This is a genomic window from Streptomyces flavochromogenes, assembly GCF_000717595.1.
Lineage (GTDB): Bacteria > Actinomycetota > Actinomycetes > Streptomycetales > Streptomycetaceae > Streptomyces > Streptomyces flavochromogenes.
In genome coordinates, this window is record NZ_JNZO01000004.1 from 114,583 (window position 1) to 128,075 (window position 13,493).

At 74.3% G+C, this 13,493-nt stretch carries 11 protein-coding genes; 5 read left to right on the forward strand and 6 right to left on the reverse strand.

Annotation, left to right across the window (positions count from 1 at the left end; translation table 11 throughout):
* The first annotated feature begins 61 nt into the window (after positions 1 to 61).
* The 5 genes from IF00_RS0105705 (at position 62) to IF00_RS0105725 (ending at position 4,908) form a co-directional block, all read left to right on the forward strand.
* Positions 62 to 778, forward strand: a complete 717-nt coding sequence (locus tag IF00_RS0105705) for a ribonuclease H family protein (RefSeq protein WP_030314897.1) — start codon at positions 62 to 64, stop codon at positions 776 to 778.
* Positions 779 to 1,075: 297 nt separating this feature from the next.
* Positions 1,076 to 1,759 (forward strand): GNAT family N-acetyltransferase, encoded by a 684-nt coding sequence (locus IF00_RS0105710; RefSeq protein WP_030314899.1) that lies wholly within the window; start codon positions 1,076 to 1,078, stop codon positions 1,757 to 1,759.
* A gap of 448 nt (positions 1,760 to 2,207) precedes the next feature.
* The gene (locus IF00_RS0105715; RefSeq protein ID WP_078944556.1) at positions 2,208 to 3,362 is read left to right on the forward strand and encodes an enoyl-CoA hydratase/isomerase family protein; all 1,155 of its coding nucleotides are present in this window, start codon (positions 2,208 to 2,210) and stop codon (positions 3,360 to 3,362) included.
* Positions 3,359 to 4,288, forward strand: a complete 930-nt coding sequence (locus IF00_RS0105720) for a glutaminase (protein WP_030314903.1) — start codon at positions 3,359 to 3,361, stop codon at positions 4,286 to 4,288. The genes IF00_RS0105715 and IF00_RS0105720 overlap by 4 nt, the downstream gene beginning before the upstream one ends.
* 146 nt (positions 4,289 to 4,434) lie before the next feature.
* A complete protein-coding gene (locus tag IF00_RS0105725) occupies positions 4,435 to 4,908 on the forward strand; it encodes an NUDIX domain-containing protein (RefSeq protein WP_051819865.1) in 474 nt (157 codons plus the stop codon).
* Here IF00_RS0105725 and IF00_RS0105730 read toward each other — a convergent pair.
* From IF00_RS0105730 to IF00_RS0105755, 6 genes are all read right to left on the reverse strand, one after another.
* Positions 4,905 to 5,669, reverse strand: coding sequence for a class I SAM-dependent methyltransferase (locus IF00_RS0105730; RefSeq protein ID WP_030314905.1), 765 nt, complete (start codon positions 5,667 to 5,669; stop codon positions 4,905 to 4,907). The genes IF00_RS0105725 and IF00_RS0105730 overlap by 4 nt on opposite strands.
* 32 nt (positions 5,670 to 5,701) lie before the next feature.
* Positions 5,702 to 8,383: a helix-turn-helix transcriptional regulator gene (locus IF00_RS0105735; protein ID WP_030314906.1), complete on the reverse strand. Its 2,682-nt coding sequence runs from the start codon at positions 8,381 to 8,383 to the stop codon at positions 5,702 to 5,704.
* Positions 8,384 to 8,482: 99 nt separating this feature from the next.
* Positions 8,483 to 9,346 (reverse strand): bis(hydroxyethyl) terephthalate hydrolase, encoded by an 864-nt coding sequence (bdeA, locus tag IF00_RS0105740; RefSeq protein ID WP_245234444.1) that lies wholly within the window; start codon positions 9,344 to 9,346, stop codon positions 8,483 to 8,485.
* 173 nt (positions 9,347 to 9,519) lie between these two features.
* A complete protein-coding gene (locus IF00_RS0105745; protein WP_030314910.1) occupies positions 9,520 to 10,899 on the reverse strand; it encodes an aldehyde dehydrogenase family protein in 1,380 nt (459 codons plus the stop codon).
* Between the two features lie 34 nt (positions 10,900 to 10,933).
* On the reverse strand, positions 10,934 to 12,709 hold the full coding sequence (locus IF00_RS0105750; RefSeq protein ID WP_030314912.1) for an asparagine synthetase B family protein: 1,776 nt from the start codon (positions 12,707 to 12,709) through the stop codon (positions 10,934 to 10,936).
* 185 nt (positions 12,710 to 12,894) lie between these two features.
* On the reverse strand, positions 12,895 to 13,464 hold the full coding sequence (locus tag IF00_RS0105755; protein WP_030314914.1) for a hypothetical protein: 570 nt from the start codon (positions 13,462 to 13,464) through the stop codon (positions 12,895 to 12,897).
* Positions 13,465 to 13,493 lie beyond the last annotated feature (29 nt).

Genomic DNA, 13,493 nt, shown 5'->3' on the forward strand with positions numbered 1-13,493 from the left:
ACGGCGGCCGGCGCCGCGGGGGTGGGACCGCCCACCCCCGCCGCCGTGTCAGGATCGTGGGATGGTGGAAAAGATCATCGCGGCGTGCGACGGCGCGTCGAAGGGAAACCCCGGCCCCGCGGCCTGGGCATGGGTCATCGGCCGCGCCGACGGAGCGATCGACCGCTGGGAGGCCGGCCCGCTCGGCCGCGCGACCAACAACGTGGCCGAACTCACGGCCCTGGAACAACTGCTCGAAACCCTCGACCCGGCGGTTCCGGTCGAGGTCCGGATGGACTCCCAGTACGCCATGAAGGCCGTCACGACCTGGCTGCCCGGCTGGCGTCGCAAGGGCTGGAAGACGTCCTCCGGAAGCCCCGTCGCCAACAAGGACCTGGTGGTCCGGATCGACGCGCTCCTCACCGGCCGGGACGTCGACTTCGTCTACGTCCCGGCGCACCAGGTCGACGGAGACCCCCTCAACGACGCGGCCGACCGCGCGGCCAGCCACACCGCCCGTACGCAGGAGCCCACGGGCTCCGACGCCGGAGCCCCGCTGCCGCCCCCGGAAGCCCCGACACGCGCCTCCGCGCCCCGCGCGCGCTCCTCAGCGCCGTCCGGCTCGTCGGCCGGTTCCTCCGGTGGCTCCGGCAGCGGTCCGGCAGCCCGCCGGAGTCGCCCGTCCGGCGGCACGCTGAAGGCGAGATTCTCGGGCCGCTGCCGCTGCGGCAAGGCCTACGACAAGGGCGAGACCATCGCGAAGAACCCCGACGGCTGGGGCCACCCGACCTGCGTCTGAACCCTCTCCGGGCCCTCCCGCCGTCCGACTGGCGGGCGGCTCCGTCCGTTGCTTGAGACCGGTCCACCCGGGCGCGCGCCAGCCTTCACCCAGGCGTGTACCCGGGTTCGCCGGGGGTTCTGTTCTCCGAGCGCTTGTGGCTGCATACTGTCCTCCTCGCCACCGGTGACGAACCGTTTTACCTGCTTATTTGTCGCTCTCTTGACGTGGTCGGCACCGGCGAGAACCTCCCTCCTGCTGCCGCCGCGGCGACCCCTCGGCGGAAGCTTTCCCTGCCCGTGAAAGACCCGAGGTTCCGTGCCAGTACCTGTTCTCCTGACCGGGCGCTCCGTGCGCCTGGAGCCGCTGGCGATGCGGCACGCCGAAGCCCTCGCCCGGGCCGGCGGGGCGGACCGATCGGCCTACGCCTTCACCCCCGTACCCGACGGCTTCGAATCGGCCCTCGACTACATCGCCCGTGCCCTGACCGATCAGGCGGCAGGACGATCCCTGCCCTTCGCCCTGGTCAGTACGGCCGACGAGCGAGTCATCGGTTCGACCCGGTTCCTCGAACTCGACTACTGGCGGGGGCCGCTCGTCTGGCCGCCCGTCCCCGGCATGCCCCATGGAGATCCGCTGACCTCCGTGCCGGACGCCGCCGAGATCGGCAACACCTGGATCGCCGGCGACGCCCGGGGTACCGGCGCCAACACCGAGGCCAAATACCTCATGCTCCGGCATGCCTTCGAAGCCTGGGGCGTGCGCCGCATCACTATGCGCGCGGACGCCCGCAACACCCGCTCCAGAATCGCCATCGAGCGGCTCGGAGCGAGCTGCGAAGGAGTCCGTCGCGCCCACTCCCGCGGGCTCGACGGAGCCGTCCGCGACACGGCCTTCTACTCGATCCTCGACGAGGAATGGCCGACCGTCCGCGACATCATCGAACTCCGCCTGTCCACACCCCGCCAGGTGCGGGTTCCGCAGGATCTGCTCCCGGCCTGAACCCCTTCCGGCACCGCTCCGGCGGGCGCTCGCGCCCCCGCCGGAGCGGTGGTTCCATGGAAGGGACGGGAAGGATTCGACATATGAGGACGCGGGGTAGCGGCCGTCACAGGACCGCGCACCGTGCAATCAGGATCCGCGAGAAGCGGATGAGTCCTTCCCGCCCCCTTTCCTCATGAGCTGCCCTGCTTCGCTCCGCGGGTCCTCCCGTCGCCACGCTCCCGGCGCCTCCCCGCGCCGACGGTGACCGGCATGATCACCGTCCGCTTCAGCCGCCGAAGCCCTCCGCGCACCGGACGCTGTTCCCTGATCAGGCCCGATCGGCAAGACACCCCCCTGGTCGACGTCCCAAGGCCGGCCGGTGGCGATCCCCGGATCCACCTGGGCCGCGTCCAGGACGGCCCGGTACGGTGATCGCGACAGCGCCCCGCGCCACCGAAGGGACCGAGTGATCGTGCCGACCGGAACCACCGACGTACTCCTCCGGACGGAGGGCCGGGCCGGCTTCCTCACCCTGAACCGTCCCCGCGCCATCAACGCGCTCACCCACCCCATGGTCCTCGCCGTCGACGCGGCCCTGACCGATTGGGAGCACGACCCGGCCGTCACGACCGTCGTCATCAAGGGCGCGGGCGAGCGCGGCCTCTGCGCCGGCGGCGACATCCGGGCCATCCACGACGACGCGCGCGCCGGCGGCTCCGCCTCCGCGGCCTTCTGGCGCGACGAGTACCGGCTCAACGCCCGTATCGCCCGCTACCCGAAGCCGTACGTCGCCCTCATGGACGGCATCGTCATGGGCGGCGGCGTCGGCGTCTCCGCGCACGGCTCCGTCCGCGTCGTCACCGAGCGCTCCCGGGTCGCCATGCCGGAGACCGGCATCGGCTTCGTCCCCGACGTCGGCGGTACGTACCTCCTCGGGCGCGCCCCCGGCGAGCTCGGCACCCATCTCGCCCTCACCGGAGGCCACGTCGGCGCCGCCGACGCGATCCTCACCGGCCTCGCCGACCACTTCGTCCCCTCCGCCGAACTGCCCGACCTGGTCCGGGACCTGACCCGGCTTCCGGTCGAGGAGGCCGTCGCCCGGCACACCGCCACGGCCCCGCCCGGCGTCCTCGCCGAGCAGCGGGAGTGGATCGACGCCTGCTACCCGGCCGAGACCGTCGAGACGGTCGTGGAGCGCCTCTTCGACACCGGCGTGCCCGCTGCCAAGGAGGCGGCCACCACCCTGCTCGCGAAGTCCCCGACCGCCCTCAAGGCGACCCTCGCCACCCTGCGTCGCTCGCGGGCCCTCGCGACCCTCGAAGAGGTCCTGGACCTGGAGTTCCGTGTCTCCTGCGCCGCCCTGACCAGCCCCGACCTCGTCGAGGGCATCCGCGCCCAGGTCGTCGACAAGGACCGGAACCCCCGCTGGAGCCCGGCCACGCTCCCCGAGGTCACGGACGAGTCCGTCGCCCGCTGCTTCGTCGCACCGGCCGACGGCGACCTCGGCCTCGCCGCCGCCCGCCGGGACGGGGTGAACCGGCGGATCACCGGGCAGGCCGCCGACGACCGGCCCGCCCCACTGCGGACCGCCGAGGACCGGGGATCACGGGACCGCGCGTGACCACGAACGCCACCACATCCTTCCAGCCCGTCCTCGACCGCATCGCCGAGGAGATCGCCGAGCTCACCGACCGGGGCACCCCGGCCGACTACATCCCCGCGCTCGCCGCCGGCGACCCCACCGACTTCGGCATGGCCGTGGCGGAACTCGACGGCACCGTCTACGGGGTGGGGGACTGGCGGCGCCCCTTCTCCACCCAGTCCGTCACCAAGGTCTTCACCCTCGCGCTCGCCCTCGCCGGAGAGGGCGACGCGCTCTGGGCCCATGTCGGCCGGGAACCCTCCGGCGACCCGTTCAACTCCCTGGTCCAGCTGGAGTACGAGAACGGCATCCCGCGCAATCCGTTCATCAACGCCGGCGCCCTCGTCGTCACCGACCGCCTGCACCGGCTGACCGGCGACGCCTCGGGCAGCCTGCTCGGCTTCCTGCGCGCCGAGAGCGGCAACCCGGACCTGGCCTTCGACACCGACGTGGCCGCGTCCGAGGCCGCCCACGGCGACCGCAACGCGGCCCTCGCCCACTTCATGGCCTCCTACGGCAACATCACGGGGCCGGTGCCCGACCTGCTCCGCGAGTACTTCCGTCAGTGCTCCCTCGAAGCGTCCTGCGCCGACCTGGCCCTCGCCACCGGCTTCCTGGCCCGCCACGGCCTGCGCGCCGACGGCTCACGCCTGCTGACCCGCAGCCAGGCCAAGCAGGTCAACGCCGTCATGCTCACCTGCGGTACCTACGACGCGGCCGGTGACTTCGCCTACCGGGTGGGTCTCCCGGGCAAGAGCGGCGTCGGCGGAGCGGTCGTCGCCGTCGTGCCGGGCCGCTGCACCCTCTGCGTCTGGAGCCCGGGTCTCGACGACCGGGGCAACTCGGTGGCCGGCGTGACCGCCCTCGACCGCTTCACGACCATCACGGGGCTGTCGGTCTTCTGACCCGCGCGGTCTTCTGACCCGCGCGGGCTGCCGGCCCGCGCGGTCGGCGAAGAAGGCCGCTCGGCGTCGGAGGGAGAAAGGGCATGTCGCGGGACGGGGTGGGCATGCTGCCGGGGTGGCCGACAGCCCGGACCGAGGAGACCCGTATGACCGTTCCCACCCGCATCCGCACCTCCGCGAAGGCCGTCGTCCTCCACGAGGGGTCCGTCCTGCTCACCCGGAACCTCTGGAACGGCAGAGAGGTCCACTTCCTCCCCGGCGGAGGCCAGGAGACCGGCGAGCTGCTGCCCGACGCGCTCCGCCGCGAGGTGCACGAGGAGACCGGGCTGACCGTGCGCGTCGGTCCGCTGCTCTGGGTCCTGGAGGGCTGGACGGAAGGCCCCGAAGTTCACACCTCGGAGAACTTCCACCGGGTCGAGGTCGTCTTCCTCTGCACCGTGGAGGGCAGCGCCGAACTCCTCGGCGGAACCGAGCAGGACATCGACCAGATCGGCCTCGACTGGGTCCCGCTGGAGAAGATCACCTCCCTCGGAACCCTGTCGCCCCGCTACCGCGCGCACATGGCCCCCCTGGTGTCCGGCGCCGTCCCCCGCGCCGCGTACCTGGAGCGCACCTCCTAGCGGGCGTCCGGCCTGTGCGCCTCGATCAGGGTCCGCGCGGAGTGGGCCACGAAAGGACCCTCCGCGCGGATCAGCGCATCGAGCGCGCGCAGCCGGGGCAGGTGGGACTCCACCGTGAAACCCGGCACGATCCAGATGACCTTGCGCAGGAACCACACGACGGCGCCGATGTCGTGGAACTCCATCCGCAGCCGCTCGGAGCGGAGGTCGGCGATCTCGAGACCCGCGTCGCGCGCCGCCGCGCTCTCGTCGTCGGGATGCCGGTGCCGGGCCGCCTCCGGCTGTGGGCCCAGGAAGAACTCGACCAGTTCCCAGACGCTCGCGGGACCGACGTGCTGGGCGAGATAGGTGCCGCCCGGCCGCAGGACGCGGGCGATCTCCTCCCACCACACCGTGGTGGGGTGGCGGCTGGTGACGAGATCGAACGCGGCGTCGGCGAAGGGCAGCGGAGGCTCGTCGGGGTCCGCGACGACAACGGCCCCCCGCGGGTGCAGGAGTGCGGTGGCCCGCGCGAGATTGGGCGGCCAGGACTCGGTGGCCACCATCGTCGGCGGCAGCGTCCGCACACCGGCGAGGACCTCCCCGCCGCCCGTCTGGACGTCGAGGGCGGCCGAGGCACGGGCGAGCCGGTCGCCGAGGATCCCCTGGTAGCCCCAGGAGGGCCGTTGCTCCGTCGCCCTCCCGTCGAGCCAGGAGAAGTCCCAGCCGTCCACGGACGCCTCGGAAGCCTCCGCGACGAGTTCTTCGAAGGAGGGTGTCATCCCTTCATCATCTCCCGTCACCCGGCCCGGGGTCACCGCCCCGGGCGTCGACCGGCCGCCGACGCCGGTACCTCACGGCCCGCGTCCCACCCGTCCACCACGCCCGGGAGCTCGACACGGGACCGGATCCCCAGCCGCGCGAAGACGCCCCGGAGATGGTGGTCCACGGTGCGGGGGCTGAGGGAGAGGTGGTCGGCGACCTCCTGGTTGGTCGCGCCACGCGCCACGAGGCGGACGATGCGCTGCTGCTGCGGGGTCAGCTCGCGCAGCGCAGCCGGGTCGGTCGTCCCGCCCGAGGTCCCTCCCGTGGCCCGGAGTTCGGAGCGCGCGTGCTCGGCCCAGCCCCCGGCGGCGGCCCGCTCGAAGGTCACGAGGGCGTCGCGCAGTGGACCCCGTGCGTCGCCCGGCCGTCGCCGGCGCCTCAGCCACGTGCCGTACGCGAGGAGGGTGCGGGCCCGCTCGAAGTCGTTCCCGCAGCTGTCGTGGCGGCGCACCGCCTCACGGAACCAGTACGCCGACGCCTCGCCCTCCGCGAGCAGGGCCCTGCAGCGCGCCAACTGCGCCTGCGCGGGGCCGTCGACGCCCAGCGCGGCCCACGCCGCGTACTCCTCGGCCGCGTCCCGGGCCTCCGCGTCCCGGCCTGCCGCGACCGCGGTCTCCACGAAGCAGGGGACCACCAGCATGCGCAGTGCGAAATGACCGCCCCGAGGGCCCGGCCGGACCAACGGCAGGAGCCGCGCGGCCGCCTGGGCGGCCAGACCCCGGCCCAGTTCGGCCCGCGCAAGCGCCCACTCGGCGAGCGTCGCGGCCTGCACGAGTCCGTGCGGTCCCGCCGTCGCGAGCGCGCGCCCGGCGTGCTCCGTCACCGCGGTCCCGTCGCCCTCCACCGATGCCACCAGGGCCAGTACGGCGTGCTGGTGGGCCGCCACGTTGTGCTGGCCCGTCGCCTCCGCCGTCCGGAGTCCCTCCCGCGCCGCTCGCGCCGCCCGGCTGTACCGGCCGGCCCGCAGTTCGGCGTACGCGAGCTGTTCGAGCGCGTGGGGCAGCAGCGCGGTACGGTGCTCCGCCCGTGCCCGGACCAGCGCACGGGCGTGGATCCGGGCCGCCGCCGCGGTGTCGCCGAGGACGAGCGCGGCCGCCCCGGCCCGGAGGAGCAGCCGGGGATCGTCCGCGTCGCCCTCTCCCGCGACCACCCGCGTCAGTGCCGTACGAGCGTCGTCCAGGCGTACGGTCAGCGCGGCACTGAGCCCGTCGGCGAAGTCGCGCTCCAGGCCGCCCACGTCCTCACCCCCGTCCAGGGCGGCCAGGCACGCCTCCACGTCGCCGCCCGCCCAGGCCGCCTCCATCGCGAGGAACCGGGCGTCTGACGCCTCCGTCGGTGCCCTCCCGCGCAGCAGTTCCGCCGCCTGGAGCAGCGCCTCGTGGGCGTACATGACCGGGCCGCCGGCCAGCGCCGCGAGCCCCCGGACCAGCTGCGCACGGCCCAGGGCGACCGGCGAGAGCGCGCGCACGGCGGCGGACGCCCCCAGCCGGTCGGCCCGATGCCCTTCACCCCGCGCGAGCGCCGCACCGGCCGCCGGGCGGTCCGCCGCAGGCGTCGAACCCGTGGCCGGACCGCCCGCCGAAAGCACCTCGGCGGGGCCCCCGGACGGGCCGGGGGCCCGGGTCCGCCCCCGCCAGGACTGCCGGGCCGAGGCGAGCGCCGCGCGCCCGAGGAAAGGGTCCTCGAAGCCGACCGTCCCGCCCCTGCGGCGGCGCAGCAGCCCGTCCGCGATGAGCCCCTCCAGCGGCTCGGCCGGTGCACGTGCCCCTCGCGCCCCGGCGGGCACCGACCCGCCGGGGCCACCGACCCCGGACGCCACCGTGCTCGCACCGTCGGCCCCGGTGCGGCCCGCCAGGGCCACCACGGCGACCGTGGCGAGCAGACGGCGGGAGGCCGCGGGCAGGCGCTCCAGGAGTCCTCCGTACACCTCGGCCAGGACCGTGTCGTCGACGGCGGGCCGCGGCAGGGGCAGGGCTCCCGCGAGCTGAGGCGCGGTCAGGCGCCGTACCGCCGCGGCCAGCACGCCGGGATGCCCGGCCGCCTCGTCGAGCAATCGCTCCCCGACCGGCGACGCCGGGGCCACCCCCGTGCAGAGGTCACCGAGCAGCGCCCGCGCCCCGGACGTGGTCAGCCTGCCCAGCCGCACCGTCTCCGCCCCCGGAACCTCGGGGAACCGGTGATGGCGTGCGGCCGACACCAGCCACCCCACCCGGCCCGGCCGGCCGTACCCCCGGCCGCCGGCCTCCTGCCAGGCCGCGGCGAGCGCGGCCCGTGAATGCGCGTCCCACAGATGGAGGTCGTCCACGCAGATCAGTACGGCTTCCCCCTCGGCGGCGAGGGTGGCCACGGCCCGGACGAGCCCGCCCTCGCTCCGCGCGAGCCGCAGCGCCCGGCGCCCGGCCGCCGGGGTGGGGGCGAGCTCCGTGAACAGCGCACGCGCCGCGCTCCACGGGCCCCGGTGGTGGGGTGCGGCGACGCGGTACGCCGTACCGGGAAAGTCGTACGCGGCCCGGGAGAGGAGGGCGGTCCGCCCCTCGCCGGGATTGCCTGTGACGAACAGGACGCCGCCGCGTCCCGCCGCGGCACGGGCCGACAGGCGTGCCACGGCGGCGAGTTCGGCCGTGCGGTCGTAGAGCCGCGGGCCGCCGGCGGGGTGCGTCGCTCCGCTCACGACGGTCACGTTACCGACCCGTAGGGAACGGTGGAAGGTTCCCGGGTCTGGGCAGTGGCCCAGACCCGGGAACCGGGCTCTGTGACGGTGCACAGAGCGTCAGGAACCGAGCGGGCAGGTGCCCCGGTACTCGTCGATCGTCAGGCTCGGCCGCGGCAGCGGGCACAGGAACTGGTCGTAGCGGGTGTCGTCGTCGATGAAACGCTTGAGCCAGGAGAGGCTGTACTTCGCGATCGTCGTGTTCGACGAGTTCGGCGTGAAGTGGGTGGCGCCGTTGAGCTCCAGATACGCCTTGTCGAGGGATCCGGGCAGGCTCTCGTAGAACGGCTCGGAATGGGTGGCGACAGGGGCGATCGTGTCGCCGTCCGCGCCGATGACGAGCGTGGGCGTGGTGATCTCGGGCCAGGTCTTGTCCGTGTTCCACGCCGTGAGCGGCACGGCGGCCTTGAGCGAAGGCCGGCTCTTGGCCGCTTCGAGAGTGCCGCCACCGCCCATCGAGTGCCCCATCACACCGAGCCGGCTCGCGTCGACGCGGCCCCGCACCGCACTGCGCTGGGTCAGGTAGTCGAGTGCCGCGAGGAGTTGCCGCCCCCGGCTGTCGGGCTGGTCGACCGTGGTCAGGGTGTCGATGGTGAACACCACGAAGCCCTGCGAGGCCAGCCTCGGCCCGAGCCACGCCACCGAGGACTGGTAGGCCGTGAACCCCGGCGAGATCACCACCGCGCCGAAGGTGCCGTCGCTCGTGGACGTCGGGTAGTAGATCGTTCCGCCGCCGAAGCCGCTGACGGCGAGCGAGGAGACGGCCGTCTCCCCGACGGCGTACGAGCCGCGCAGCGCCTCGATGCTCGACTGGGTGGGCGCCGGACCGCGCTCGTACGGATTGGCCGCGGCCGAGATCGCGGGAGTGGAACCGGCGGCCTGGGCGCCGGGGGCGAGCAGCAGGGTCAGACAGGCGGCGGCCATGGCCGCGCCGAGGTGTCGTGTCACGACGGAGTCGTCCTCTCGTGTCGTGGGGTGGCCGCCGCCCGAGCGTCCGGGCGGCGGCCACGCCGTGATCTGGCCCGGCCACTGTCCGGTCGGCGCGCCCCACGGACATCGGCAGAATCGCCGGTCTTCTCCGAGAGGTACGACAGGCCCTAGCCCCGGCGTCCCAGCCGGACCGTGACCGTCTTCGGCCGCTGGTACTCCTGGAGTGCCAGCGTGCTCAGGTCGGTGCCGTGACCGGAGGCGCCGCGGCCGCCGTGCGGGAGTTCCGCCGTCTGCACGAGGTGACAGTTGACCCAGGTCTCGCCCGCGTTCAGTGCGGCCGTCAGTTCCAGGCCGGTCGTCAGGTCGGACGTCCACACGCTCGCGGCGAGGGCCTGCGGGACGCCGTTCGCCAGGGCGAGCGCTGCCTCCACCCCGTCGGCCCGTTGCACGGTGAGGAGCGGGCCGAACACCTCCTCGGTGACCGCCGGGTCGTCGTCGGGGAGGTCGGCGAGCACCCGCGCCGGCCGCCAGTGTCCCGCCTCCTCGCCCGGCGCCGGGGCGATGTCCGCGACGCTGTTCCGCTTGGCGTCGGACGCGGCGACCAGCCGGTCGTAACGCTCCGCCTGCTCAGGGTTGTTGAGCGGGCCGAAGTCCCGGCCCGCCACCCGGGCGGCCATCGCCGCCGTCAGACCGGCGACGGCGTCCTCGTAGTTCTCCGGCAGGGTGATGACCCGCGCCGGAGCCGCGCAGCTCTGTCCCGCGTTGTACGTGACGGCGGCGGCGAGCGACTCCCAGGTGTCGGCGGGCGCGTCCGGGAGGACGATCGCCGGAGCGTTGCCGCCCAGCTCCAGACTCACCCGCCGCGTCCCCGCGCGGACCGCCACGTCGGCCCCGGCCCGGCCGCTGCCCGTGAAGGCCACCATGTCCACCGCCGACTCGACGAGCAGCCGGCCCGTCTCCCGGTCCCCGGGGAGACCCACGAGGACCCCTGGGCCCAGGGCGAGCGCGGCGTGCTCCGCGAGGAGCTCCAGGCTGTCCGGTGTCGTCTCGGCCGGCTTCGCCACCACGGTGTTCCCGGCCGCCAGGGCCGGCGCACACCGCCAGGCCGCCATCAGCAGCGGATAGTTCCACGGCACGACCACACCCACCACACCGACGGGCTCCCAGCGAACCCAGCTCTCGTGCCCCGTCACCAGCAGGCCCGCGGCCGGTGCCGTACGGGTCCTGGCCGCCGTCGCGAAGAACCGGAACAGGTCCGCGACCTGCTCGACCTCGCCCGCCGTCTCCGTCTCCGGCTTGCCCGTCCCGGCCCCCTCACGGGTCGCGTACTCCGCCGCGTGCTCCTCGACCAGACCCGCGAGCCGGTCGAGGCGCCGGCCCCGCTCCTTGGGCGTGAGCGCACTCCAGCCGGGCAGGGCGGCACGTGCGCCGGCCACGGCGGCCCGGACCTCGGGCAGACGGGACAGCACCGCCGTACCCCGCGGTGCCCCGGTACGGGGGTCGGTCAGTTCGGACACGGCGGGGGAGCCGCTTGCGTCGCTGGTCATGCGGGGGCCTCTCGTCCGTCGGGGTGGTGCCGGTTCACACGTCGTACGACCGCAGCCAGAGCTCCAGGGTGAGCACCAGCCACAACTTGCCGCCCTGCCGGGGCAGCAGAGCACCCTCGCCGCGCAGCCAGGCCCGGACCGTCTCCGGCCGGAACAGGCCGCGCTGCTGGGACCTGGGCCCGAGGAGGAGGTCCTGGCCGAGGTCGCGGAGCGGGCCCGTCAGCCACTGCTGGACCGGCACCCGCATACCGCTCTTGGGCCGGTCGACCACCGTGCCCGGGAGCAGGTCCCGTACCGCCTCCTTGAGGATCCACTTCTCCGCCGTGCCGCGGAGCTTGAAGGACGGCGGGGTGGCGAAGGCGTGGTCGACGACCGACCGGTCGAAGAGCGGGGAACGGCCCTCCACCCCCTGCGAGGACGTCAGCCGCTCCACCTTGGTGAGGATGTGATGCGCGCCCTTGGTCCGCAGGTTGCAGTGGAGCAGCTGGTTGAGGAGGTGCCCCATCCGGTACGGGCTGCCGCCCTCGGCCGTCAGATACGGCGCCACGTGCCGCTCCAGGGGCGGGGCGTCCCGCAGGGCGTCGAGCGCCGGCGCCGTCAGCAGCTCCGGCAGGTCCGTCCAGCACTTGCGGTACGAGCGCAGGTAAGCGGTCGCCCGGTCCTCGTCCCAGGGCGCGCCCGGGGTCCGGTGCATCTCCTGGACCAGCATCGGCAGGTTCTTCGGCCCGCCGAAGACGGGGTCCCCGCCCTCTCCGTTGAGGACCACGGAGGCGCCGTCCGCGGCCACGGCCTCGGCGAGCATCAGGTTCGGCACGGTCAGCGGATCGCCGACGGGGCTGTCGAGCAGGGCGGCCGCCTCGGCGAGACGGGCGGCCACGGCCGTGCCCGAGACGTTCAGGACCCGGTGGCGGGTGCGGCAGTGCGCGGCCACCAGGCCCGAATAGCCCAGCTCGTTCGGCAGGTCGTCACCGAAGCTGATCGAGTACGTGTGCACCGGGTGGCCGTGGAGCTTCGCCGCGAGGGCCGTGACCAGGGAGCTGTCGATCCCGCCGGACAGGAGCACGGCGGCCGGCTCGGCGACGGGCAGCCTGCTCTCCGTCGCCCGCTCCAACAGGCCCCGCAGCGCCAGGACGTGGGCGCCCGGGTCCTCCGGCGGAGGACCCTCGATCCGCTCACGGGGCTCCCAGTGCACGGTCTCGGTGGACGTCCCGTCCCGGTGCAGCCGGAGCACCCGGCCGGGCAGCACCTCCCGCACACCGGTCAGCAGGGTCTCCTCGCCGGGCAGATAGGCGAAGGTGAGGAAGGAGCGGACCGCGGACAGGTTCATCGAGGTGCCGAGCGCGGGCCACCGGCGCAGCGCGCGCAGGGAGGTGGAAGCCGCCCAGGCGGCGTCGGCCCGCGCGTAGAACAGGGTGCGGGCACCGACGTGGTCGCGGATCAGGACCAGGTCGGGGCCGTCGAGCACGGCGAGCACGAACATTCCCTCGGCCAGGGCCACCCCCGCGTCCCCGAGCGATGCCCAGCAGCGCAGAAGGAGTTCGCCGTCGGGGCAGTCGGACGCCGGGGGCGCGTCCCGCTCCGCGAGCGCGGCGAGGAGCACCGGGCGGTTGTGCAGGGTGACCTCTCCGACGGCCGTCCGCCCGAGCGCGGTGAACGGGCCCTCGGCGCGGCCGTGTTCACCGGGGAGCAGCGACAGCTCGGCGCCGGGCACATCGGCCGGGACATGGCCCGGGCCGAGGGCGCCCATCGCGTCCAGATGGGCGCGGGCCTGCCCGGTGGTGGGGGCCAGACAGGCGCACAGACGTGCCACGAACTGCTCCTTCTCCTGGTGGTGCCGGTCGTGCTGTGATGCGGGTGGCGCGGTCGTGACCTGATGCGGGTGGTGCCGGTCGTGACCGTGACGCGGGTGTTGCCGGTCGTGAGGCCGGCGTCGCGGGTGATGTGATGCGGGTGGTGCCGGTCGTGACCGTGCCGCGGGCGCCACCGGGGCGCGCATCAGCCGAAGTCGTCGTCGTTCCAGGCGTCCCCGTCACCGTCCCAGTTCGCGTCCCAGTCGTTCCCGTCGCCGGACCCGTCGGTCCCGTTCGACCCGTCGTCGGCGGAGGCCGAGCCACTGCTGTCGCCGCCTCCGCCCCCGCCGGACTGCTGTGCCTGCGCCTGCTGCTGGCGCAGTGCCTCCTCCTGCTCGGGGGACATGCTCAGCGGCGGCAGCTGGGCGGCGGTGACGGCGAGGGTCGCCACCCCGAGGCCCGCGAGCAGGGCGCCCACCCGGCCGCCGAAGGAACTCCGGTTGACCAGGACCTTCTCGCCGCGCGCCCACAAGGTGCGGCCGTAGCCGATGTCACGGGCGTAGGTGACGGTGCCGTCGGCGAGGCTGCGCTTGATGATGCGGTCGCCGAGCAGCTCGTCGGTTCCGGAGGCGCCCCGGTTGTCGTGCCAGTGCACGAGATGCGGGTGGCCGGAGGTGCGGCGGCGCCACTCCTCCAGGCCGTCCTCGTAGCGGCGGTGTACGGTGCCGTCGGCGAGCAGTTCGTCCGTGTAGCCGATCTCTTCGGGACGGTTCATGGTGTGCGTACCTCGGGTCGGTGGGAGGG